At 49.1% G+C, this 24,309-nt stretch carries 24 protein-coding genes; 2 read left to right on the top strand and 22 right to left on the bottom strand.

Features of this window, described 5'->3' with window-relative positions:
* Positions 1 to 203: 203 nt before the first annotated feature.
* From FYJ45_RS22180 to mtaB, 10 genes are all read right to left on the bottom strand, one after another.
* A complete protein-coding gene (locus FYJ45_RS22180) occupies positions 204 to 1,442 on the bottom strand; it encodes a peptidase U32 family protein (protein ID WP_154467264.1) in 1,239 nt (412 codons plus the stop codon).
* Between the two features lie 106 nt (positions 1,443 to 1,548).
* Complete coding sequence (locus FYJ45_RS22175) at positions 1,549 to 2,205, bottom strand: O-methyltransferase (protein ID WP_021638771.1); 657 nt, start codon at positions 2,203 to 2,205, stop codon at positions 1,549 to 1,551.
* Between the two features lie 3 nt (positions 2,206 to 2,208).
* Entirely contained in the window at positions 2,209 to 2,628 is a 420-nt protein-coding gene (locus FYJ45_RS22170; RefSeq protein ID WP_146045262.1) for an endolytic transglycosylase MltG, read from the bottom strand.
* Positions 2,621 to 2,944 (bottom strand): YlbF family regulator, encoded by a 324-nt coding sequence (locus FYJ45_RS22165; protein ID WP_154467263.1) that lies wholly within the window; start codon positions 2,942 to 2,944, stop codon positions 2,621 to 2,623. The genes FYJ45_RS22170 and FYJ45_RS22165 overlap by 8 nt, the downstream gene beginning before the upstream one ends.
* A 25-nt stretch (positions 2,945 to 2,969) precedes the next feature.
* Positions 2,970 to 4,649: a ribonuclease J gene (locus FYJ45_RS22160; RefSeq protein ID WP_025488391.1), complete on the bottom strand. Its 1,680-nt coding sequence runs from the start codon at positions 4,647 to 4,649 to the stop codon at positions 2,970 to 2,972.
* Complete coding sequence (locus FYJ45_RS22155; protein WP_154467262.1) at positions 4,624 to 5,100, bottom strand: Fur family transcriptional regulator; 477 nt, start codon at positions 5,098 to 5,100, stop codon at positions 4,624 to 4,626. Before FYJ45_RS22155 ends, FYJ45_RS22160 begins: the two co-directional genes overlap by 26 nt.
* Positions 5,101 to 5,183: 83 nt before the next feature.
* Positions 5,184 to 5,450 (bottom strand): DUF1292 domain-containing protein, encoded by a 267-nt coding sequence (locus FYJ45_RS22150; protein WP_025488390.1) that lies wholly within the window; start codon positions 5,448 to 5,450, stop codon positions 5,184 to 5,186.
* 25 nt (positions 5,451 to 5,475) lie between these two features.
* A complete protein-coding gene (ruvX, locus tag FYJ45_RS22145) occupies positions 5,476 to 5,982 on the bottom strand; it encodes a Holliday junction resolvase RuvX (RefSeq protein ID WP_025488389.1) in 507 nt (168 codons plus the stop codon).
* Positions 5,983 to 6,050: 68 nt separating this feature from the next.
* A complete protein-coding gene (locus tag FYJ45_RS22140) occupies positions 6,051 to 6,326 on the bottom strand; it encodes an IreB family regulatory phosphoprotein (protein WP_025488388.1) in 276 nt (91 codons plus the stop codon).
* 251 nt (positions 6,327 to 6,577) lie between these two features.
* Positions 6,578 to 8,119: a tRNA (N(6)-L-threonylcarbamoyladenosine(37)-C(2))-methylthiotransferase MtaB gene (gene mtaB, locus FYJ45_RS22135; protein WP_154467261.1), complete on the bottom strand. Its 1,542-nt coding sequence runs from the start codon at positions 8,117 to 8,119 to the stop codon at positions 6,578 to 6,580.
* A 136-nt stretch (positions 8,120 to 8,255) separates the two neighbouring features.
* Here mtaB and FYJ45_RS22130 point away from each other — a divergent pair, with 136 nt between their 5' ends.
* Positions 8,256 to 8,486, top strand: coding sequence for an HPr family phosphocarrier protein (locus FYJ45_RS22130; protein WP_009251471.1), 231 nt, complete (start codon positions 8,256 to 8,258; stop codon positions 8,484 to 8,486).
* A 467-nt stretch (positions 8,487 to 8,953) separates the two neighbouring features.
* Here FYJ45_RS22130 and thiI read toward each other — a convergent pair whose 3' ends face one another.
* The 7 genes from thiI to FYJ45_RS22095 form a co-directional block, all read right to left on the bottom strand.
* Positions 8,954 to 10,144 (bottom strand): tRNA uracil 4-sulfurtransferase ThiI, encoded by a 1,191-nt coding sequence (gene thiI, locus FYJ45_RS22125; RefSeq protein WP_154467260.1) that lies wholly within the window; start codon positions 10,142 to 10,144, stop codon positions 8,954 to 8,956.
* A 102-nt stretch (positions 10,145 to 10,246) separates the two neighbouring features.
* Positions 10,247 to 11,407, bottom strand: coding sequence for a cysteine desulfurase family protein (locus tag FYJ45_RS22120; RefSeq protein ID WP_021634593.1), 1,161 nt, complete (start codon positions 11,405 to 11,407; stop codon positions 10,247 to 10,249).
* A gap of 105 nt (positions 11,408 to 11,512) precedes the next feature.
* On the bottom strand, positions 11,513 to 12,265 hold the full coding sequence (locus FYJ45_RS22115; protein ID WP_154467259.1) for a 16S rRNA (uracil(1498)-N(3))-methyltransferase: 753 nt from the start codon (positions 12,263 to 12,265) through the stop codon (positions 11,513 to 11,515).
* 37 nt (positions 12,266 to 12,302) lie between these two features.
* Positions 12,303 to 13,292, bottom strand: a complete 990-nt coding sequence (prmA, locus tag FYJ45_RS22110) for a 50S ribosomal protein L11 methyltransferase (RefSeq protein WP_154467258.1) — start codon at positions 13,290 to 13,292, stop codon at positions 12,303 to 12,305.
* Positions 13,293 to 13,335: 43 nt separating this feature from the next.
* On the bottom strand, positions 13,336 to 14,061 hold the full coding sequence (locus tag FYJ45_RS22105; RefSeq protein WP_154467257.1) for an SWIM zinc finger family protein: 726 nt from the start codon (positions 14,059 to 14,061) through the stop codon (positions 13,336 to 13,338).
* Between the two features lie 18 nt (positions 14,062 to 14,079).
* Complete coding sequence (locus FYJ45_RS22100; protein ID WP_154467256.1) at positions 14,080 to 16,704, bottom strand: DEAD/DEAH box helicase; 2,625 nt, start codon at positions 16,702 to 16,704, stop codon at positions 14,080 to 14,082.
* A 142-nt stretch (positions 16,705 to 16,846) separates the two neighbouring features.
* Positions 16,847 to 17,398, bottom strand: coding sequence for an AAA family ATPase (locus FYJ45_RS22095; protein WP_235930957.1), 552 nt, complete (start codon positions 17,396 to 17,398; stop codon positions 16,847 to 16,849).
* Positions 17,399 to 17,783: 385 nt separating this feature from the next.
* Between FYJ45_RS22095 and FYJ45_RS22090 the strand changes: the two genes are divergently transcribed.
* Positions 17,784 to 18,236: a GNAT family N-acetyltransferase gene (locus tag FYJ45_RS22090; protein ID WP_195841936.1), complete on the top strand. Its 453-nt coding sequence runs from the start codon at positions 17,784 to 17,786 to the stop codon at positions 18,234 to 18,236.
* Positions 18,237 to 18,388: 152 nt separating this feature from the next.
* Here the strand turns inward: FYJ45_RS22090 and dnaJ are convergent, their stop codons facing one another.
* The 5 genes from dnaJ to FYJ45_RS22065 form a co-directional block, all read right to left on the bottom strand.
* The gene (dnaJ, locus tag FYJ45_RS22085) at positions 18,389 to 19,564 is read right to left on the bottom strand and encodes a molecular chaperone DnaJ (RefSeq protein WP_021634601.1); all 1,176 of its coding nucleotides are present in this window, start codon (positions 19,562 to 19,564) and stop codon (positions 18,389 to 18,391) included.
* A gap of 103 nt (positions 19,565 to 19,667) precedes the next feature.
* Positions 19,668 to 21,539 (bottom strand): molecular chaperone DnaK, encoded by a 1,872-nt coding sequence (gene dnaK / locus FYJ45_RS22080; protein WP_154467253.1) that lies wholly within the window; start codon positions 21,537 to 21,539, stop codon positions 19,668 to 19,670.
* Between the two features lie 58 nt (positions 21,540 to 21,597).
* Positions 21,598 to 22,290, bottom strand: a complete 693-nt coding sequence (grpE, locus tag FYJ45_RS22075) for a nucleotide exchange factor GrpE (protein WP_154467252.1) — start codon at positions 22,288 to 22,290, stop codon at positions 21,598 to 21,600.
* A 35-nt stretch (positions 22,291 to 22,325) separates the two neighbouring features.
* Positions 22,326 to 23,360 carry a heat-inducible transcriptional repressor HrcA gene (gene hrcA / locus FYJ45_RS22070; protein WP_021634604.1) on the bottom strand — a complete coding sequence of 345 codons (1,035 nt, stop codon included), beginning with the start codon at positions 23,358 to 23,360 and terminating at the stop codon, positions 22,326 to 22,328.
* A 346-nt stretch (positions 23,361 to 23,706) separates the two neighbouring features.
* The gene (locus FYJ45_RS22065; RefSeq protein WP_154467251.1) at positions 23,707 to 24,246 is read right to left on the bottom strand and encodes a DUF6465 family protein; all 540 of its coding nucleotides are present in this window, start codon (positions 24,244 to 24,246) and stop codon (positions 23,707 to 23,709) included.
* Between the last annotated feature and the right edge of the window lie 63 nt (positions 24,247 to 24,309).

The following is a 24,309-nucleotide window of genomic DNA, read 5'->3' as shown; positions in this document are numbered from 1 at the left end:
TTATTCTGAATGCCATTCGTATTTACCACCTTTACTTGATAAACACAGTATATCACACCGAGCAAGAAATAGAGTGTTTGTGTAAAATTTTCAAGGTACTATTATAGGGCTTTTGACCCCAACATCAAAAAAATAAAAAACATGCCCCAAATCAGACATTATGCAGACAGCAGCCCGGAAAAAAGCGTTTTCCCCGGCAGCTGTTAATCGTTTTTAACTCTCAGGATATCATACTGTTCCGGCGCCGCCGAAAGCTGCAGGAATAAAACCTGCCTTGGATGAGGCGCGCTTTCCACCTCGTTTCCCTCCTCATCAAGAATACGTTCCACCTTAACGGGGATATTCCTTCCATCGGGCTTCATGATTTCTATTTCGTCCCCGGTGCAGAACTTGTTACGCTGCTCGATTCTGGCAAGTCCGTCTTCCCGGACAGCGCCGACAATACCCAGATAAATATATTCACTGACATAAGTGTTATTGTCATAAATCTGCGCCTGCTCCGAAGGTTTACCGAAATAGAATCCGGTAGTAAACTGCCTGTAGGTACATTTGGCGATTTCGTCCCTGTACCACGGCAGGTTATTCCGGTATTCCTCCTCCGAACGCAGATAATCGTCAATGGCCTTCCGATAGGTACGGGCCACGGTTGCCACATAGAGGGCGGTTTTCATCCTGCCCTCGATTTTAAAGCTGTCGATTCCGGCCTCCATAAGCTCCGGGATATGTTCTATCATACACAAATCCCTGGAATTAAAAATAAAAGTCCCTCTTTCATTTTCATAAACCGGCAGATATTCGCCGGGGCGGCTTTCTTCCATCACCGCATATTTCCAGCGGCAGGGATGGGTGCATTCCCCCTGGTTGGCATCTCTTCCGGTAAAATAATTGCTCAGAAGGCACCTTCCTGAATAAGAAATACACATGGCCCCGTGCACAAAACTCTCTATTTCCATTTTCTCCGGAATATTCTCACGGATTTCCCTGATTTCCTCCAGCGAAAGCTCCCTGGCGGAAACGACTCTTTTCGCCCCCTGCTCCCACCAGAAGCGGTAGGTCATATAATTGGTATTGTTGGCCTGGGTTGAAATATGGATTTCAGCCTCCGGCCATACCTGCCTGGCAATGGAAAACATGCCCGGGTCGGAAATAATCAGCGCATCCGGGCCGATTTCCCTAAGCTCCCCAAAATAAGCGCGGGCGCCCTCCAAATCCCTGTTATGCGCCAGGATATTGGCAGTGACATATACCTTCACGCCGTTCTCATGGGCAAAACGGATTCCCTCCTGCATATCCTCTTTGGAAAAATTCTTGGCCTTCGCCCGCAGGCCAAAGGCTTCTCCTCCAATGTATACCGCATCCGCGCCGAAAATAACCGCGGTCTTAAGTACCTCAAGATTACTGGCCGGAATCAGAAGCTCCGGCTTTCTGTTTTTTTCACTCATACCGTTCTTATCCCTTTCCGTTACAGCAGCAGTCCGGATATCCAGACAGCCGCTCATGATCCGCAAAACGCCGGAAGAAGCACATTCAGCTCCCTCCAGGCGTAATTCAAAGTCCGTTATTTTTACTCTTTACACTGACGGCCACACCGTCTCCCACAGGAAGCACGGAGGTAATCAGCTCCGGATGATGCTTCAGTACATACAGGTATTCCCGCATACGGGCATGGATGGTCCTGTCCCTTCTGGTCACCGCGTACCGGGATTCCAGAATGTCCCCGTCCTGGAGCACATTATCCGATATCAGCAGCCCGCCGTCCCTTAACAGGCGAAGCGTATCCGGCAGAAAATGCAGATACTGGCCTTTGGCCGCATCCATAAAAATAAAATCATAGCTTCCGCTCAACTCCCTGAGCACTTCTGCCGCATCACCTTCCAGCAGGTGAATCTGCTCTTCCTTCCCAAACCTGCGGAAATTCTCTTTTGCAATGGGAATTCTTTTTTCATATTTTTCAATGGTTGTGATCTGACAGCCCTGCGGTGCATATTCACTCATGCAAAGGGCAGAAAAACCAATAGCCGTCCCCACCTCCAGAATCCGTGCAGGCCTGTTAATGGATATCAGTGTCCTTAACAGGCTCTGGGTTTCCGTGCGGATAATCGGCACATTGGTTTCCCTTGCTTCCTTTTCCAGTTCGTTAAGATATGCCGGATTCCCCGTATCCAGGGAATTGATGAAGGCCGTCAGGCGTTCATCGGTTATCATAGGTTAACTTCCTTCCCCGTCCTGGTCCTCCTCCGAAGAGGCCGCCATAATCTGTATCATTTCATCCGGCGTCATGGAGGTGTTCAGCGTATAGGTTCCCGCTTTCAGGCCATCCTTATAACCGGCCAGCTTCTCCTGCAGGACAAACAGGCCTGCGTCACGGACCAGCCCCGCATCCTCAAGCTTCTGCGCAATCACCTTCACATCGTCGCCGTTCTGAATCATAATTTCTATATCAGTTCCGGGGGCATCTGCCATCGGCGGTTCTCCGAAGATTCTTTCCCCGTATTCAAAGGCCATGCTTCCCAGACGGTAGATGACCATGACCACAAGTACGATTACAACGATTTTAATTACGGAATGCACCGCCATTCCCGCTGCCTCTTTTTTCTTCATCGACCGCTTTTTTCCCTTCCTACTCAAAATCCATTGCCTCCGCCAGTTTTACGTCAATTTCCTGCATCATACGGCAGAAAGCCAGTTCGGCATCCAGGAATTCCTCCACCAACGGGTCTTCCCTGAATTTCTCATATTCTCTCTCAAAAGCATCCAGCTTGTCAAGTAAATCTTCTGTCTGAACCGAATTCTGCAATTCAAAGTTACGGACACGGTACTCGTCAATCTTTTCCCGCATATCGCCCGTATTATCCACTTTCTCGCTCTGTCTGCGGTATTCCCGGTATATGTCAGAGTCCTTTATCGCCTGGGCCAGCTGTTCCAGAGCTTCCTGTACTTCCATCCTTTTATCACTCCGTTTCACTCATCTAGACTTCCATAATGATGGGAAGTATCATAGGACGGCGTTTCGTCTTTTTCCAGATGAAATCACCGAGAGAATCCTTCACTGTGGATTTGATTTTGCCCCAGTCGCTGCAGCCGCGGCCTATGCAGTTGTCAAGGACATTCGTCATCAGGGCTCTTGCCTCTTCCATCAGCTCATCGGATTCCTTCACATATACAAAGCCTCTTGATACCAGATCCGGTCCGCTTACCAGCTGTCCTGTAGCGGAATCCAGCCCCAGGACCACGATCATGATTCCGTCCTCCGCCAGATGCTGGCGGTCCCTGAGCACCACATTGCCCACATCACCGACGCCAAGGCCGTCAACCAGAATGGAGCCAACCTGTACCTTGCCGGTCACCTGGGCCTTTTCCTCATCCATTTCCAGAACATCTCCGGAATTTATCATAAAAATATTTTCCTTGGGTATTCCCAGATCCGCCGCCAGCCTTGACTGCGCCTTACGGTGCTTGAATTCACCGTGAACAGGGATGGCATATTTGGGCTGTACCAGTGTATAAATCAGCTTGATCTCTTCCTGGCAGGCATGTCCGGATACATGGACATCCTGGAAAATTACCTCCGCACCCTTTATGGAAAGCTCATTGATTACCTTGGTAACCGCCTTCTCGTTGCCGGGGATCGGATGGGAAGAGAAAATAATAACATCATTGGGAGTAATGGAAATCTTCCTGTGTGCGCTTCCCGCCATACGGCTCAAAGCCGCCATGCTCTCTCCCTGGCTCCCCGTTGTAATGATAACGGTGCGTTCATCCGGATAATTCTTGAGCTGTTCAATATTAATCAGCGTATTTTCAGGAATATTCAGGCAGCCCAGGTTCATGGCAGTATCAATGATATTTACCATGCTCCGGCCTTCCACAACAACTTTACGGTTGTATTTATACGCAGAGTTAATAATCTGCTGCACCCTGTCCACATTGGAAGCAAAGGTGGCAATCAGGATTCTCTGATTGGGATGCTCATGGAAAATGGTGTCAAAAATGCGGCTCAAAGTCCTCTCGGACGGTGTAAAGCCGGGTCTTTCGGCGTTAGTGCTGTCGCACAGCAGAGCCAGTACGCCTTTTTTCCCGATTTCTGCAAAACGCTGCAGATCTATGGCATCACCGAATACCGGTGTATAATCCACTTTAAAGTCCCCTGTATGAACAACGGTGCCCGCCGGGGAGTAAATAGCGAGAGCTGCCGCATCCACAATACTGTGGTTTGTCTTAATGAATTCAATCCTGAACTGGCCCAGATTAATGGACTGGCCGAATTTGATAACCTTCCTCTTGGTATGATTCAGAAGGTTGTGCTCCTTAAGCTTGTTTTCGATAATTCCCATCGTCAGACGGGTGGCATAAACGGGGATATTCAGCTGCTTTAATACATAGGGGAGCGCTCCGATATGGTCTTCATGTCCGTGGGTGATCACGAAGCCCTTTACCTTGTCCACATTTTCCTTCAGGTACGTGATATCCGGGATCACCATGTCGATTCCCAGCATATCGTCGTCGGGGAACGAAAGACCGCAGTCCACCACAACAATACTGTCCTCGTACTCGAAGGCAGTAATGTTCAGTCCAATCTGCTCCAGCCCGCCCAAAGGTATTACTTTCAGCTTGGAGCCGCCATTATTCACTTGTTTTGTTTTTTTCAATCAAATTACCTCCACATTCCTTACAGTACCCGTAGAGCTTCACCTCATGATCGGTAACCTTAAAGCCTGTCGTCCGCGCAATTTCTGCTTCCAGTTCGTCCAGCAGATCATCCTCCACGCTCAAGACCCTGCCGCACGAAAGACAAATCAGGTGATGATGGTGATGGCTGTTTTTTTTCGTCCCCATATCGCCAATTTCATACCTTACAAATCCATCATCCAGGTTAATCCGGTCTATCAGATGCAATTCCATAAATAACTGTATTGTTCTATAAACAGTAGCCAGCCCTATTTCGGGACTGTCTGTTTTAACTAAATCATATATTTCCTCTGCAGTCAGGTGGGAATCCGGCTTCGATGCCAGCGCGTTCAGCACAACAAGACGCTGACGGGTTACCTTCAGTCCTTTTTCCTTCAGTATTCCTTTAATCTTTTCTTCATCAAGGGCCATGTCCACTACCTCCTACCGAAAAATTGCTGACCGGCAGGAAAGCTTATCCAACGTAACATTTCCTGACTGCTAATTTTCCCGGATTATTTTTCCAGGTCGATATCCTCCAGCATATCGGAAAAAATCTCGGCCACCGCATCCAGCTCGCGTTCATCCTCCACGATTTCATAGATGGCCTCTTTATCTTCAGGTGCTGAGATATCCTTCAGGATCAGGGCTTCCCCCTCTTCCTCCTCCGAATCCATGGAATCGGTTACCAGGATATAATCACAGCCTCCCAGTCTTGTCTGTTCCAATACGTAAAATTCAACTTTTTCGCCGCCGTCGGGGCAAAATTCAATTTTTTCCAAAATAACTTTCCTGCTTTCTTCTCTCTTACAGCCCGGTTTCCATCCGCACTTCTGTTTCTCCGGCATCCTCGTCCGGCTCAGGCTTTTCCTGCTCCAGAACGCCATCCTGTCTGTTCTTCCTGTAATCCAGATAGCCCTGCAGTATCAGGACCGCAGCGATCCTGTCCACATGCTCTTTCCTGTCTTCCCTGCGGATTCCCGCTTCTATCATGGTGCGGTCCGCAGCCACCGTGGTAAGCCGCTCATCCCAGAAGGTAATGGGCAGCGCAGTACGCCGCATCAGCTTTTCCGCAAATTCCTTGGTCAGGGCGACACGGTCTCCCTCCGAATCATTCATATGCTTCGGATATCCCAGCACAATTTCCTCCACCTCATACTCCAGAATCAGTTCCTCAATCCTGGCAAGCGTCTGGCGGAGTTTGTTTTCTTCTTTTCTACGGATAATTTCAATTCCCTGGGCAGTAATCAATAAAGGGTCACTGATGGCGACACCTACCGTCTTTGACCCGAAGTCCAGTCCCATAATTCGCATATTTACCATCCTTTTACGGGGTCCACCCGTTCCCGGCCGCAGCCCCCTGCCGTTCCGTCAGGCCGCGCTTACCGCTTGTCCCAGTTATTGTTCTTAATATACTCCTTGAGCATCTCTTCCACCAGCTCGTCGCGCTCCGCACGCATAATCATGCCTCTTGCGTTCTTATGGCTGGTAATATAAGTCGGATCTCCGGACATAATATATCCCACTATCTGGTCAACCGGGTTATAACCTTTTTCCGTCAGTGCTTCATAAACCGCAGCGAGGATAACCTTTACCCCGTTCTCCGGCTCTTTTTCCACCTTAAAATACTGCGTGCTGCCAAAATCCTGGTCCTGCATTTTATACTCCATTCCGTCTTCCGCCTGCCGTTTTCATATAAAACAGGGGGCGGCATTCCTGTCAAGATACCTGTTCCATTCTATCTTACTCTACTTTCCGGAAAATTTCAACGTAATTTAATGTGTGCAATAACGAATCCGTTTTTTTGTAATAATGTCTTTTTTATCTTCGGTCCGTTTTTTCCACATCCATACACAAAGGCACTCGCAGGGAAATCCTCTGTACAGGCCAGACGGAGAAATCCTGGGATCTAGTTTTCCAGCAGAAGGATATCTTCCTCAAGCAGTCTTACTGCCCTGCCGGATATTAACTGGTTTCCTCCCGCCTTCTCTGCCAAAACCGCCGCCTTCACATACGTTTCGGTATGGCCGATACGATACTCTTTTCCGTCAATTTCCCTGGCTTCTTCCGTGAGAATCGTAATTCCATTCCCTATGTAGCCCTGTCTGTATGCCGCTGACTGTTGCCGCTCCAGCTCCAGCAGCCCGGCGCTGCGCTGCGCCTTCACCTGCTCCGGCACCTGATTATCCATGGCGGCAGCCACGGTTCCCCGACGCCTGGAATACTTAAACACATGCATTTCGAAGAAATTCACCTTCTCCAGGAAACGCTTTGTCACCGCAAATTCTTCCTCCGTTTCCCCGGGGAATCCTACAATCACATCTGTCGTAACCGCGGGATTGGCAAAAACACGCCTGAGAAGCGCCACCTTGTCATAGTATTCCTCCGTCGTATAATGTCTATTCATTCTTTTTAAGGTTTCATCACAGCCGCTTTGCAGGGAAAGATGAAAATGAGGGCACACCTTGGGAAGCGCAGCCAGGCCGCCGGCAAACTCCTCCGTAATAATCCTCGGCTCCAGTGATCCCAGCCGGATTCTTTCAATCCCGTCAACAGCTGCAATATCCCGGATCAGATTCAGCAGATACGCCCTTTCCATGGCTGTTCCCCGCAAATCCTTCCCGTTTTCCAGATAATCCCCATCTGTTTTATCAATGAAATCCATCCCGTAGGAGCTCAGATGAATCCCTGTCAGGACTACCTCTTTAACACCGCTTTCCGCCAGCCCCCTGATTTCCCGCAGCACATCCTCCTGACGCCTGCTGCGCACCCGGCCCCTGGCATACGGTATAATACAATAGGAACAAAACTGATTACAGCCGTCCTGGATTTTGATATAAGCCCTCGTATGGGCAGACAGCGCCATCTCTCCGGACTCTCCGCCGACACCAAAAGTCCCTCCGCCAACGCCTGCCGGATCCCCATCTTCAGGGCCGCGTCCCACGTTAGAACCGGCTTCTCTACCGACCTCATCCTCATCCTGAGGCCGAAGCAGCGTCATCTCCTCATATGCCTCCTCCCGGCTGATATCCACTACAGAACGCCGGGAAAGCGTCTTCTCCTCCCACACATCACCGCCGGATTCCCTCCCGCCGGCCTTCTCCCGCTTTGCAAGAAAGGCCTCCAGAATCTCCACAATATCCTTCTTCCTGTTATTGCCCACAGCCAGATCGATACTGCCGTCAAGCAATGCCTCTTCCTTCCCCGCCTGCACATAACAGCCCACTGCCACCACCACCGCATCCGGGTTCATCTTCTTCGCCCGATGCAGCATCTGCCGGCTTTTCCGGTCCGCAATATTTGTCACAGTACACGTATTTACGATATATATATCCGCTTTTTTATCAAATGATACAATATCGTATCCTTTTTCTTGTAACTTTTGTCCGATTACCTCTAACTCATAGGCATTTACTTTACAACCCAAATTATGTAATGCTACACTTTTCATATTATTCCCCACTATTTTTGTCATGTTTGGTGCTTGACTTTTACCCCCCATCCCTTTAATATGTAAGCAGAAGGTATAAGATAACGTAACCGGTATGCCGGCCATTGTTATCCAACAAATAAGGAGGTAAAACAAAATGAAAACCGTTAAGATTTCATTAAATTCCATTGATAAGGTAAAATCATTTGTTAATGACATTACCAAATTTGATTATGACTTTGATTTAGTATCCGGAAGATACGTAATCGATGCAAAATCAATCATGGGCATCTTCAGCCTCGACTTATCCAAGCCGATCGACCTGAACATCCATGCTGAAGATAACTCTGACGAAGTTCTGGAAGTACTCAAGCCTTACATGGTTTAATCCTTCCCGCAACCGTCCAAGTTAAAACAAATGAGAGAAAAGGGCAAGAGACCACCCCACAAAAAAGAAGGGAAAGGGAACTTGTTCCTTTCTTTTTTTATAGCTACGAGCCGGGCGCAAACCCCAAATAAGAACTGTCCGAAATACAGATAACCGCCCTTTATTATCTGCATTTCGGGCAGTTCTTATTTGGGGATTTGCATGCGGCGACAGCCGCAAAGTTTCAGAATTCCCGCAGGGGATTCTGAAACCTGTCCGGCTCGATCCACCCGTGCGATGGGGTGCCCGTCCCGAGCCCGTCTCCCTCTCCCTCTCCTCCCATAAGCGATGGGCCCCCGGTCCCGAGCCTTCCCCCTCCTCCCATAAGCGATGGGACCCCGGTCCCGAGCCTTCCTCCTCCCCCATTAGCGATGGGGACAGCGCAGCGACTACCCGAGCCCGCCCCTCACTCCTCTCCCCAAACCATCTCAATCCTTCCCCACAACCACCAGCTCCTTCGACTCCACCGCCGACTTCACCAGTTCATCGATCCTATCATCCAAAAACCTCTCATGCTTCCGGATCACATTCAAATTCGGCTTCGTCACCGGATGCTTTGCCACAAAGATCGTACAACAATCCTCAAACGGCAAAATCGACGTCTCATACGTCCCAATCCTCTCAGAAATATCAATAATCTCCTGCTTATCCATCCCAATCAGCGGCCTGTACACCGGCATCTCACACGCATCATCCGTAGCCGCCAGCGAATGCATCGTCTGCGAAGCCACCTGCCCGATACTTTCGCCCGTAATCAGCCCCAGACACTCCGTATCCCTTGCGATCATCTCCGCAATCCGCATCATATACCTTCTCATAATTATCGTCAGCTCATCATGCGGACACTTCTCATAAATATACAGCTGAATATCCGTAAAATTCACCACATGCAGATAAATCGGCCCGCTGTACCTTGACACCAGCTTTGCCAGATCCACCACCTTCTGCTTCGCCCTCTCGCTCGTATACGGAGGCGCATGAAAATAAACCGCATCAATCTTCACACCGCGCTTTGCGATCATATACCCCGCTACAGGAGAATCAATCCCTCCCGAAAGCAGCAGCATCCCCTTACCATTCGTCCCCACCGGCATTCCTCCCGGCCCGGGAATCTCTATGGAATAAATATAAATCTTCTCCCGGATCTCAATATACAGCATCACATCCGGCTTATGCACATCCACCTTCATATCCGGGAACGCATCCAGCAGGATGCCGCCCACCTCTGAATTGATCGTCATAGAATCCAGCGGATAATTCTTCCTTGCCCTTCTCGCACTCACCTTGAACGTAATATTCTTGTCCGCATACACATCGTCCATATATTCCACAAGCGTACCACACAGCTTGTCAAACCCTTCGTCCTCCACCTGCACCATCGGACAGATTTCCGCGATACCGAACACCCTCTGCAGATGCTCCACTGTCTCATCATAATCATACTCCTCAGACAGCACGTCCACATAGATTCTGCCCCGGGTACGATGAACCGCAAAATCTCCCTCACACCGCTTCAGCGCATACTTAATCTGCTGCACAAGCGCATCCTCGAAAATCCCCCGGTTCTTTCCCTTTACGCCGATTTCCGCGTACTTTATCAAAAACGCCTTAAAAACCATACATCCTCCTATCCTGCCCTGCCCGGCTGCTTTTCACGTGCCGCCCGACAGCCCAACGACTCCTGCCGGTTTTCCGTCCGGCCAAAAGGCCGGACGCCGACTCTATCTTCTTGTAAACCTGCGCAACATGGGCACCATCTCATACAACGCATTCAACGCATAACGGATCTCTTCCTCCGTGGTAAACACCGACAGGCTGAAACGAAGCGTAGAGCCCATCAGCTCCTTATCCAGACCAATCGCCCGCAGCGTAGCCGATGCCGCCGTTCCCGGCTTATTGGAAGAACAGGCGCTTCCCGAAGAAACATAAATTCCCCGCTCCTCCAGCGCATGCAGCAGAACCTCGCTCCGGATTCCCCGGAAAGATACACTGATAACATGAGGCGCGCTCTCACGCCCGGTCAGCCCGTTAATCTGCACGCCGTCCAGCTGTGTCACACCGTCAATAAACATCTGCTTCAAAGCATACAGCCTGTTCACATCCTCATCCAGATTTCCATACATCTCCTCGGCGGCCTTCGCCAGCCCTGCAATTGCCGGTACATTTTCCGTCCCGGAACGCATGCCGCGCTGCTGGCCCCCGCCGAAAATAATCGGCTGGATTTTTACCGCTTCATTGATATAAAGAAATCCCACGCCCTTGGGCCCATGAATCTTGTGTCCGCTCACAGACAGCATATCGATTCCCATTTTTTTCGGCAGAATCCTGTATTTACCAAATCCCTGCACCGCATCCACATGAAAAAGCGTTCCCGGATTCATCTGTTTAATCAGCCTGCCCGCCTCAGCGACAGGCTGCAGGGAACCGAGCTCATTATTCGTATGCATAATGGATACCAGAATCGTATCCTGCCTCATTGCATACTCCAAATCCTCCAGCCGGATCCGCCCATAGCAGTCCACCGGCAGATAAGTCACTTCAAAGCCCTGTCCTTCCAGATACTGCATCGTCTGCAGGATTGCCGGGTGTTCAATAGAGGTTGTTATCAGATGCCTTCCTGCCCGGCAGTTTGCATAAGCGCTTCCGATGAGGGCAAGATTATCCGATTCCGTACCTCCCGAGGTGAAGAAAATCTCTTTTTCATTCACCTTCAGGATTCTTGCAATCACATCTTTGGCATAGCGCAGATACTGCTCTGCCTGCACTCCTTTCATGTGCATACTGGATGGATTGCCATAGTCCTGACACATGACCTGGGTCATGATAGCCGCTACGCTGTCAAAGCATTTTGTCGTAGCAGAGTTATCCAGATAGCATTCCATAATTTTTCCCAACTTTCTGTATTTGATTTGCCGGTAAAGAAGCGCGGACTCCCCAATCGGAATCCGCCTAACTTATTATATGTCTGCTTTCGACAATTGGTACTCCTAAACGCCCTGATCCGCCTCCAGCTGATACATAATCCAGGCAAGCACGGTAAAGCCTGCCGTTTCCGTCCGCAGAATGCGCCGCCCCAGTGTCACCGGCACGAAACCGCACTCCGAAGCAGCCTCCACCTCACCATCCTCAAAACCGCCCTCCGGCCCGATGAAAACCGCGATGGACTGGCCGGGGCGGATGCCTGCGATCAACTCCTTTGTCTTTCCCATCCCTTCAGCCAGCTCGTAAGGAAAAAGCTTCACATCCATATCCTTTGCAAAATGCAGCGCCTCCTGCATGGACATCACCGGCATTACCTCCGGTACGATGCGGCGTTTGCTCTGCTTGGCCGCAGACTCGGCAATTCCCTGCCACCTTGCCAGCTTGCTCTTTACCTTTTTCGCATCCAGCTTTACCACACAGCGCTTAGCCGCCACAGGCACCACCGCAAAGGCCCCCAGCTCCACCGCCTTCTGGATGACAAGCTCCATTTTATCCGCCTTGGGCAGACACTGGAACAGGTAAATCCTGGAAGGCAGCTCCAGCCCATCCTCTTTGATGAAACGAAGCGTGCAAACCACCTCGTCCTCCCGGATTTCCTCAATCCCGCATCTGTACTCCCGTCCATCAACGCCGTTGCTTACAGCGATTTCCTCTCCCGGCCTCATACGCAGTACATTCTTAATATGATTCACATCACTTCCCGTGATGGTAACCGTCTTTCCCTGAATCTGCCCGGGCTCCACAAAAAACTGATACATTCCGATTCCCGCTCTCCTGTCAAACTGGCTGTTACTGTCACACTGGCTTTCTCGCCGTCACGCCAACCCATTCCCCCTGATAATTGACCTCCAGAAGCTCCAGCCCGGCAGCCTTTACCGCATCTACCACCGTTGTTTCCTTGTCATCTATAATTCCTGAAGTAATATAGATTCCGCCCGGCTTCAGCTGGCTGCAGATCACCGGCGTCAGGTTTACCAGTACATCAGCCAGGATATTTGCCGCCACAATATCATAACAGCCATACCCCACCCGATCCTGAACTTCTTTTTCCGTAATGATATTGCCAATCATCATTTCAAATTTATCCGGGTCAATATGATTGGATTCCAGATTTTCACGTACCGCTTCCACTGCGCAGGGATCCAAATCAGTTCCCACCACGCTCCTTGCTCCGAACATCAGCGCAAGAATCCCCAGGATTCCGCTGCCGGTGCCCACATCCAGAAGCACGGTTTCCGGCGTCACAAACTTTTTCAGCTGCCTGATGCAAAGCTGTGTTGTCTCATGCATCCCCGTCCCGAAGGCGGTACCAGGATCAATATGAAGGACCAGCTTGTCCTTATCCGTTTCCTCCACCTCTTCCCAGGAAGGGATAACAAGGAGATCATCAATATAAAACTGGTGAAAATACTGCTTCCAGTTATTGATCCAGTCGATATCCTCCGTCTCATCCACGGAAATGCTTCCTTCTCCGATGTCGCAGAATACCCGCAGCTCCTCCAGCTTTCTGCGCACATTTTCCATAACGGACTCCTCGTCCGTCTCTTTGCCGACTACCAGAAGATGCCCGTCCTCTGTTTCCTCCACGAAAAAGCTGAGCCACGCAATCCCGTCATCCTCCGGCCCATCCGGCAGGATGTCGACGAACATCTGCTCCTTTTCCGCGGCTGTCAGCGGCACCTTATCCTCGATCTGCGCCCCTTCCAGGCCAATATCATAAAGGGTGCTGATAATTATGTCCTCCGCATCCGTTATTGTTTTTATCCTGAATTTTTTCCATTTCATATTATATGCTCCTTACAGAAGGCCTTAACCTATTCCTCATTTTTCACAGTCCGAAAATCTGCCATGCATCTTCATCTGTAATGATTCTGCTGCTTGGCCTGGAAGCATTCTCCAACATTGCTTCCACCTTATTTTCAAGCGTAACATCAATAAAACGCTCCACGTCAATTCCACGCAATTCAAAAAAGAAGAAGGGATTTTCATCCACACGCACTCCGATACCGTACATAACAGCCGCCACATGCTTGCACATCAGGGCCCAGTCCGGACAGCTGCAGGAAAAACTGATTTCCCGCGGCGTAGGAAAAAGACCGTCCGCTCCGGTAAAAATTTCTTTTAATTCCTCCGGAATACTGCCCTGTATCAGCGCCTCCATATTTTCAATTTTTTTCCCGCATTTTTGTATAATCTTCTGGCATTGCTCCTCAGTCATCGGACTGATCCGGACTTCGACCTTATATGGCGTCTTTCTCGTACCCTGTACCCTGGCCTCTATTCTTCCCTTCTGTACCTTTAAATCGATAACCGCTCCGGAGCGCACATAACGCTTTCCTCTGTCCAGACGGCTGCTGTAATCAGCATACTGTTCCAGGTTGACGCACCATGCCTGTCCCCACCAGCTTGTACAGATCTTCTTGTCCTTTACAATGACCGGCTCCAGCTCCTGCCCTTTTTTTCTCGCTTTACCGGCGCTTTCTCTTGCCTTCCTTCTCAACTCCTCCACCGGGATCTGGCTATATGTGCCTTCCGTATTCCAATATCTGCTCATGTTTCCATCCCCTCTATATTATAACTCAAGCCGCATCATCGCCAGGAGCTGCTCATTGTTCATTTCGGTAATCCAGTTTTCACCGCCCTTCCCAATCACATTATCCGCCAGTTCCTTCTTTGCATTTATCAGCTGATCAATCTTTTCTTCAATCGTCCCTTCGCTTACCAGCTTATGGACCACTACATTCTTATCCTGGCCGATCCTGTAGGCTCGATCGGTGGCCTGGTTTTCCACTGCCGGATTCCACCAGCGATCAAAATGGATGACATGATTTGCCGCTGTCAGATTCAGCCCGGTTCCTCCCGCCTTCACTGAAAGCACCATAAACGGAATATACTCCTCTCCATTAAACATATCCACCAGCTCCGCCCGTTTTCCCACACGGGTACCTCCATGCAGCACCAACCCCGGCTGGCCCATAACCTGCTCCAGAAAAGCCGCCAGAGGTTCTGTCATCTCTTTATACTGGGTAAATACCAGCACCCGTTCCCGCTTCTCGTAAATGGTTTGGCAGATTTCCTGCAGCATCTGGAATTTACCGCTCTCAGACGGTTCAAACACCTCCTGGCCCAAAAACTGATCCGGATGATTGCAGATCTGCTTGAGCTTTGTGATCGCAGAAAGTACGATTCCCTTTCTCTGAATCCCTTCCGCCTCCTCAACCTGCTTTGCAAGCTCCGCCACCTGCTTCCGGTAAAGTACAATCTGCTTTTTGCTAAGCCCTGCATAGTCCACACGTTCCAGCTTATCCGGAAGATCCGCAATAATACTCTTATCCGATTTCAATCGCCGGAGAATAAAAGGGTTCACCATATTCTTCAGCTTGCCATACCCCTCCGGATGGCTTTCCAGTCCTTTTGCAAAATCGTGAAATTCCTTACTGTTTCCCATCAATCCGGGATTCAGATAGTCAAATAATGACCACAGGTTCGTTAAATCATTTTCAATGGGAGTTCCCGTCATTGCAATCCGAATACCGGCCCGCAGCTTCTTGACCTCTCTGGTCTGCTTTGTGGCAGGGTTCTTGATTGCCTGCGCCTCATCCAAAATCACCGCCGTCCACTGCTGTTCCTTCAGCTTGTCCAGCCGGCTGACCATACCATACGTTGTAATTGTAAGAAAGGTCTCCTGTTCCTCATCGGCCGCCGCCCTTCCATGCAGAATCCGGAAATCCATGGCAGGGGCAAACCGCCCGATTTCCTTCCTCCAGTTTCCCAATAAGGAAGCCGGAACCGCCAGCAATACCCGCGCATCAGCATCGGTATTCCGAAGCTTTTCCAAAAAAGCAATGACCTGAACCGTCTTTCCAAGTCCCATATCATCGGCAAGGCAGGCTCCAAAACCAAGTCTGGCCATATAAGAAAGCCAGGTATATCCTGTTTTCTGATATGGACGCAGATCAGCGCACAGGGTTTTAGGAACCGCCGCCTGGCTGATTGTACCCGGCATTCGCAAATTACGCATCAGGGTGGCAAGCCATGTACCATTGGTAATCCCCGCCCAGCCTTCCTTTGACAGGTCTTCTTTGCCAGTCCCCCGCTCCAAATCCATGCGCAGCGCTTCTTTCAAGGTGACCATCTCCGGGAATTCCTGCATTTCCTCCAGGAGCTTTTTGAGTTTCCTGTGATCTACCTCCACCCAGCGCCCCTTCAGCCATGCCAGTCCCTCCGTCTGAGAGAGCAGCTGTTTTATCTCCTCCCGGCTCAATTCCACGCCGCCCGCCATCAGCTTTGGCTGTACACTGATCAGTGAATCAAATCCAAGCAGCGCCGGTTTCTTTTCGCCAAGACTGACAGACAGCGATGGCGATGCGTAATGCTTCTTCCACCAATTCGGAATTCTGCATAAAATTCCCGTCTCTTCAATGGCAGGAATTGCCTTTAAAAATTCATAAGCCTCATCAGCCGTCACCTGCAGAGGATAAAACATTTCTCCGCTTTCCACAATCTGAGAAATAAACGGTGATTTCTCTGCCGCTCTGTTCAGACAGGACAGCAGCTCCAGTAATTTTTCCCTCTGATGCTTATACTCCGTCAAAGCATACTGCAGCGGCATATGGCGCAGTTTACCTGTCTCATCCTTCGTAGCATAGGTTGCAAGAAAAGCAAAGGGCTCCTCAAAATCCTTCTTATTCTCTACCAGATGAAAAAAAATCCGTTCCGGCGCCTTCAAATTCTGACTGTTTTCAGCCAGAAACATTTCTACCGTTCCCTCATACTGACTGATTTCATAAACATAGGCCTGGGTAAGCCTTCGGTATATCCCCTCCAGCCAGCGCTTTGTTATATACTCACTGCCGATTCCATAAGGCGCTGCGTTCAGAAGCAGCTCTGCCGTATCCTCCTCAAGGTCAACCTCAATTTCTTCCCTTGCCAGCTCCAGCCCTGCGTGCGCTGTCAAGGATTTCAGAAATTGCTCCGACAATAAATGAAGATAGCCAAAAGAAGCCGACGCCTCTTCTGGCCTTTCCCCAAATCCCAAATAAAATAAGGCTTTATATCGGTTCTTTCCAAAACGTTCCTTCCATTCCTTATGTGCAGGCAGCACAGATGCCTTTGTTTTATCCAGCCGAAAGGTATCTGCTGTAAAGATAAAGCTCAAAGAAACCTTCTGTATTCCATCTTTTTTTTCAGAGCGCATTTCTTACTTCCTTCCTGCAATAACTGCCTGTCCCCCGAAAGTATGTATTTATCCGGCAGCGCCGGTACTATACCTTTTAAGGTCAATCATCTTTCCTTCAAGTTCATACTCCGGCATATTATACCATTAACCAACTGTTGTTTCAATAAGTTAAAACGCAAGATAAAATTTTCCAGGGATTATAGACCTCGGCATTACCAAACCGATAACCATTATACCATTCCTTCATTGTTTCCATCTTATCTGCCCGATCGTATTCATCTAACAACGCCTCGGTTTCCTTTTGCGTAAAACCAAAGTACTCATCATATATATTGCTGAGGATTGATACCATTTTCAGGTTATTCAACCCTGTAAAAATCGACTCTTTTGTTATTCTCAGGCATCCCGTGATCACTCCAAACTCAAGATAAGGGTTTGACTTTAAGGCAGATTCAAAATGCGAACGGATAAAATCCGACATTTCTTCATAGAAACCATTTAAATAAGCATTTTCCAGCGGAACATCATATTCATCTATTAATATGATCGATTTTTGGCCTGTACTCTCCCAAAGAGCCTCGCTTAAAAACTGAAGGGCTCCTGAAAAATCATCTTCGGAAGCGGTTTCCTCCAGAATTTTTTGATATCTGACCGCTTTTTCAGGAGAAAGCCTCTCTTTTATTTTCCTATGCCTGTCGAATTCATTGGCCAGTTCTCTTATTGTAAATAAATTTACATCTCCTTTTTTATCTAACAGTTCAAATCATCAACACCTATTGGTAATGGCTTTTTCATGCTTTACCTCCGTTGAGTTACAGCTTCACAATTCTATCAGCTTCCAGTCTATCATAGGCATGTCGGCTTAGCAAGGATTACCCGGGTTCAACAGCAGTTAAGTATAAACTGTCATTTACAGCCGTTACAAACGTTGCAGCCCCATACGGACCGCCTCTATATGGTCGAAGGCCAGTCCCCGTCCCACTTCCGCATCAAGACATACCGGCATCCGCCGCGTCGGCTGCCGTCCGTATACGCGCGCAGAATACCGGATGGCACAGGTCCATGTGGGGAAAAAATCATTTTCAAGGAGGCCCTTTATGCAGATAATCGAATATTTTGAAGATGGAAAAAAAGAATGCTGGATAGAAAAAATCGGGAGCTGCGACTGGGGCGCAGCAAAATATCTGGCAGTGCTGCTCAGGGACGGCCGGTTTGAAACGGTGCTGGGAACAGGCGGCAAGCTGTTTCTTCTGTGCGATGGGGATGAACTTGTTTCCTTTGTTACCCTGACACATCAGGACTGTATCGATGATATCCGGCTGTTTCCCTGGCTGGGGTTTGTATTTACAGCGCCTGAGTACCGGGGACACAGATACAGTGAGCAAACTATCAGCCATGCTTGTGAAGAAGCCAGGAGGCAGGGACATGAAAAAGTATATCTGGCTACGGATCATATTGGGTTCTATGAAAAATACGGATTTGTTTACATGGAAAACCGGCCGGATACGGGCGGTGAGGACAGCCGGATTTATTTTAAGCCGCTCTCCTGACAGCTGTACTCCGTTCTTATAGCATTCCCTTATCCAAAGCGTTCCTAAGGCGCTCGCCTGTTATCCACCCGTTCCCTCCGGGGAAACGCCGCTATATACAAAAGGCAGCCCCGCGGGCTGCCTTTTGTTATCTGTCAGGAATCCGGAAATTCCTATTTCCAGAATCCTTTTTTCTTCTTTTCTTTCCCTTCCGCAGCTCCGCCATCGCCCATTCTCTTCGCCGCATTCAGGCTGTCGCCGGAAACTTCGTCGAATTTTCTGAGCAGTTCCTTGGCTTCGCCGGAAAGCTTGTCGGGTACCTGGACTACAAGAGTTACGTAGTGGTCGCCGCGCACCTCTTTGTTCCGCAGATTGGGAACGCCTTTTCCCTTCAGGCGGATTTTGGTGTCCGTCTGGGTTCCGGGCTTCACATCGTAAATAACCTTGCCGTCCACCGTATCAATAACTACCTCGCCGCCAAGAGCCGCTACGGCAAAGGATACAGGGACCGTGGAATAGATATTGTAATCCTGGCGCTGGAATATGGGATGACGCCCTACAATGACTTCTACAAGCACATCTCCCCTCGGGCCGCCGTTGACGCCCGGTTCTCCCATGCCAGCCAGACGCTTGCACTGGCCGTTGTCGATTCCCGCAGGGATATCCACCTCAAACCGTTTCTTCATGGGTACATAACCGCTTCCATGGCAGTCAGTACATTTATCTTTAATTACCTTGCCGGTGCCGTTACAGTCCGGACAGGTCTGTACATTGCGGACCGTGCCGAAGAAGGACTGCTGGGTAAACACCACCTGGCCCTTACCGCCGCACTTGGGACAGGTAATGGGCTGTGTGCCCTCCTTGGCTCCCGTTCCGTGACAGGTCTTACATTCTTCCTTTACATTCAGTTCTATGGTCTTAGATGTACCGAATACCGCTTCTTCGAAGGTTATGTGCACACTGGTACGAAGATTGGCGCCCTTCATGGGTGCATTGCTCGCCCTGCCGCTTCTGCGGGATCCGCCGCCGAAGAAATCACCAAATATATCACCGAAAATATCGCCAAAATCTGCGCTGTTGAAATCAAAGCCGCCGAAGCCGCCGCCACCCGCGCCGTTGTCAAAGGCTGCATGGCCGAACTGGTCGTACTGGCGCCGTTTCTCAGGATCACTCAGTATCGCATATGCCTCCGATGCTTCCTTAAATTTCTTTTCCGCCTCCGCATCTCCCGGGTTCATATCAGGATGGTATTTTTTGGCGAGGACTCTGTATGCTTTCTTAATGGCTGCGTCGTCAGCATTCTTCTCAACGCCTAGGACCTCATAATAATCTCTCTTTTGTTCCGCCATAAATATGCCTCCCTTGGTTCTGCATTCACCGCAGAATCATCTTTTTCTGAACGCAACACTAAGGGACACGGCAGTGCCCCCTAGTGTTGTATTTTTGTTAAGCTTAAACCTCTCTGAAATCACCGTCAATTACATCATCATCCGGTGCGGAGCCTGCGCTTCCGGCTGCACCGCCCATGTCGGGGCCTGCGCCTGCTGCGCCGCCGGCTGCCTGTGCCTGCTCATAAACCTTGGAGAACAGGGTCTGTGCGCTCTGCATCAGTTTTTCCTGGGCAGCCTTCATATCTGCAACCTGGGATTCTGTCATTTCCTGATCCTTGGTCTGATCCAGCAGAGTCTTCAGAGCAGACAGATCTGCCTGTACGCTTGCCTTGTCAGCTTCCGGAATCTTGTCACCTACATCTTCCAGCGCTTTTTCTGTCTGGAATACGAAGGAATCAGCTTCATTTCTTGTGTCAATCGCTTCTTTTCTCTTCTTATCCTGAGCCTCGTACTCAGAAGCTTCCCTCACCGCTTTTTCGATATCGCCTTCAGACATATTGGAGCCTGCAGTAATGGTGATGTGCTGTTCTTTTCCTGTACCCAGATCCTTTGCGGATACATTTACGATACCGTTGGCATCGATATCAAAGGTAACTTCAATCTGAGGAACACCGCGTCTTGCCGGCGGGATACCATCCAGTCTGAACTGGCCGAGAGATTTGTTATCCTTTGCAAACTGTCTTTCACCCTGCAGTACGTTGATATCAACTGCAGTCTGGTTATCTGCCGCTGTGGAGAAAATCTGACTCTTCTTTGTAGGAATGGTAGTATTTCTCTCAATCAGCCTTGTAGCAACACCGCCCATGGTTTCAATGGACAGGGACAGCGGAGTAACATCCAGAAGAAGGATATCGCCTGCGCCTGCGTCGCCTGCCAGCTTGCCGCCTTGGATGGAAGCGCCGATAGCAACACATTCATCCGGATTCAGGGTCTTGCTGGGCTCATGGCCTGTCATCAGTTTTACCTTATCCTGTACGGCAGGAATACGTGTGGAACCGCCTACCAGCAATACCTTGCCAAGCTCAGATGCTGTGATTCCCGCATCTCTCAGGGCGTTCTGCACGGGGATTGCTGTTCTTTCCACCAGGTCATGGGTAAGTTCGTCAAATTTGGCTCTTGTCAGATCCATATCAAAGTGCTTCGGTCCATCTGCAGTTGCTGTGATGAAAGGAAGGTTGATGTTGGTTGTTGTTGCGCTGGAAAGCTCTTTCTTGGCTTTTTCTGCAGCTTCTCTCAGTCTCTGCATAGCCATCTTGTCGCCGGAAAGGTCGATGCCTTCCTGCTTCTTGAATTCGCTTACCATCCAGTCGATTACTTTATTATCAAAATCATCACCGCCCAGACGTGTATCACCGTTGGTTGCAAGTACTTCGATTACGCCGTCACCGATTTCGATGATGGAAACATCGAAGGTACCGCCGCCCAGGTCGTATGCCATGATTTTCTGTTCTTTTTCATTATCAAGGCCATAGGCAAGCGCTGCTGCCGTAGGCTCGTTGATGATACGCTTAACATCCAGGCCTGCGATCTTTCCTGCATCCTTGGTTGCCTGACGCTGTGCGTCATTGAAGTAAGCGGGAACTGTGATAACAGCTTCGTTTACTTTTTCTCCCAGATAGTTCTCCGCATCTGCTTTCAGCTTCTGCAGAATCATTGCGGAAATTTCCTGCGGGGAGTATTTCTTACTGTCAATGTCTACCTTGTAGTCGCTTCCCATATGTCTCTTGATGGAAGCAACCGTTCTGTCCGCGTTGGTTACTGCCTGACGCTTTGCAGGCTCTCCTACCAGTCTTTCCCCTGTCTTGGTGAATGCGACAACACTGGGTGTTGTTCTTGCGCCTTCCGCATTGGCGATAACGGTGGGCTTTCCACCTTCCATTACTGCCACACAGCTATTTGTTGTACCTAAGTCGATACCAATAATTTTGCTCATGATTCTCCTCCATTCTACCGCTTAATACGGCTATTTCATCAGGCCATGCCTGAAATACTTAATTTGCCACCTTAACCATACTGTGTCTTACCACAGCGTCATGATATGTGTAACCCTTCTGGAATTCCTCCACTACGATGTTCTCACCGTATTCCTCATCCTCCACATGCATCACTGCATTGTGGAAATTAGGATCGAATTCCTGACCTGCAGCTTCGATGGGTTTTACTCCCATGTTGTCCAGCTCGGTCATCAGCTGTTTATATACCTTGTTCATGCCTTCCACAAAAGCGGAATCCTTCTCATTCTCCGGTACGGCTGCCAGACCTCTTTCAAAGTTGTCAACCACCGGGAGGATTTTCTCTATCACACTTTTTGCTCCGGTTTCGAACATTGCTGCCTTTTCTTTGTCGGTACGTTTTCTGAAGTTTTCAAATTCGGCCATCTGACGTTTTATCCTGTCTTCCAGTTCGTCAATTTGCACTTTGAAGGCCTCTTCTTTTTTATCTTTCTTTTTCTTTTTGAAGAATCCCTCTTTTTCTACAGAGGAATTATCCTCCGCCTGTTCGGAATCCTCCTGGGTATTCTCCGATGCCCCGGCTTCACCGCCTTCTCCGTTTCCTTCGGAAGAATCAGTATCCGCGTCTGCCGTTTCCTCTGTCCTGGGAGCTTCTGCTGTCTCTTCTCCGGCCTTCGCCTCAGAAGCAGTGTCCATCTCTTCTTCCAGATTACGGTTATCTTTATTTTCCATTTTCTGCTTCACTCCATTCTGTGTACCTGACACTTCTATTTTTTCTTATACAGCGTATCCAGCTGGCTCATGAGATTCTTCAGAATGCCCACGACTCTGTCGTAATCCATTCTCTTCGGTCCGATGATTCCCACCGTCCCTTTCATTCCTTCTCCCAGTTCATAGGTTGCTGTAACAATACTGCAGTCCTTCATTGTCTGTACCGGGGTCTCATCACCGATATATACCTGTATGCCGGTGCTGTTCTCATCAGCAAGTGTTTCCTGAACTATCTGGTTTAATGCCTGTTTTTCTTCAAATGTGGTAATAAGCTGTCCGGCCAGCTCCTTATCCGCCAGCTCCGGATATTTAAGGATGTTGTTGGTGCCGCTGGTATAAATCTCCAGGTCTTCATCCGCCTGAATGGCTTCCGCCACCGCATCGATAATTTCTCCCACCATGCTGCTGTGTATTCCTGCCTGCTGCTTCAGGTTGGCTATTGTCCCCAGATTGATCTCATCCATGGATTTGCCGTTTAAATGCGTATTCAGCAGGATGTTGAGCTTAAGCATGGTTTCCTGATCAGGCGCCTCGTCCACGTGGAGCATTGTGTTCTTAATCACATTGCCTTCCACAACGATAACCGCCAGCACCTGATGTTCATCCACTCTTGAAAGCTGAATGAACTTCAGCTTGTTTCCATGATAAAGCGGCGATGAAATCATTGCCGCATAATTGGTATTTACCGCAAGAACCTTCGCTACCTGCTGGAGAAGATGTTCCATCTTATCTTCCTTCTCCACGAGAAGCTCCTTCAAATCAGCGACTTCCCTGTCCTTCTCTTCCAGCATGCTGTCCACATAAAGACGGTAGCCTTTATCGGAAGGGATCCTGCCTGCCGAGGTATGAGGCTGAATGATATAACCGAGCTCTTCCAGATCAGCCATCTCATTGCGGATGGTAGCTGAACTCAGGTTCAAATCCGTATATTTGGAAATTGTCCTGCTGCCCACCGGCTCTCCCGTCTCCAGATAGTTCCGGATGATAGCCTGCAGAATCTTCATTTTACGTTCATCCAGTTCGCTCTGCATTACCTCACCTCTTTTTTAAGTTGTTAGCACTCAACCCTTGGGAGTGCTAACACCTTCTGAACATACATTATCACTTCTCCCAAACGTTGTCAACTCGTTTTTTGAAATAAATTAGTGAAAAAAATATGAAAATCATGAACGTAAACTTAAGAAAAAATCAAATATCCCTGCATGGGGAAACATTTTCAAAAGAAACGCCGTATCCTTAAAGAGGCCGGAATCGGACGGATCAGACAAAAGATCCGCCGTTCCTGTCCGGATACGGCGTGTAAATGATGTGAAGTTATATGCAGCCTTATGCTGCGTCAGAACGGTTCTATGTAATACAGTCCTCTGTTCCCTGGGATCAGATGGCAAAGCTGCCGGTAACGTCTCCGTTGATTACATAATATACACTGCTCTCTTCCGGCTTTACATACAGTTCCACGGTTTTGAACTCTTCTTCGTTCCTGCCCAGGTCATATTTCCATACGTCCTTCGCAATTTTTACCAGATCCTCCGATGAGTAGGATTTTCCTGAAAACTGTACGGTTACTGTCTCTTTGATCTCTTCCCTGGCCGCTGCTTTTTTCGCAGGGGCTGCTGCGGGCTTCTCAGCCGCTTTTTTCACAGGGGCTTTCTTAACAGGCTCTTTCTTCACAGTTTCCTTCTTTACGGTTTCTTTCTTTACTGTCTCTTTCTTCACAGCTTCCTTTTTTACAGCTGTTTTCTTTGCAGGCGCCTTTTTGGCAGGTGCCTTTGCCTCTGCGGGCTCTTTTACGGCCGCTTTTACTGCTGGTGTTTTTTCGGGTTCTTTGGTTTCGATTTTGGGCGCATCAGCTTTTGCAGCGATTTTCTCAACAGGTTTTACAGTTTCCTTTGCTTCGGTTTTCTTCGTTTCTGCCATAATTTTTTCTCCTCCTTTAGACCCAGGTACTTTGTCCAAGCACAATACACATAGCAGTAATAT

The sequence above is a fragment of the Eisenbergiella porci genome (assembly GCF_009696275.1).
GTDB lineage: Bacteria > Bacillota > Clostridia > Lachnospirales > Lachnospiraceae > Eisenbergiella > Eisenbergiella porci.
The sequence above is the reverse complement of the archived record's forward strand: the minus strand, read 5'-3'. Positions and strand labels throughout refer to the sequence as shown.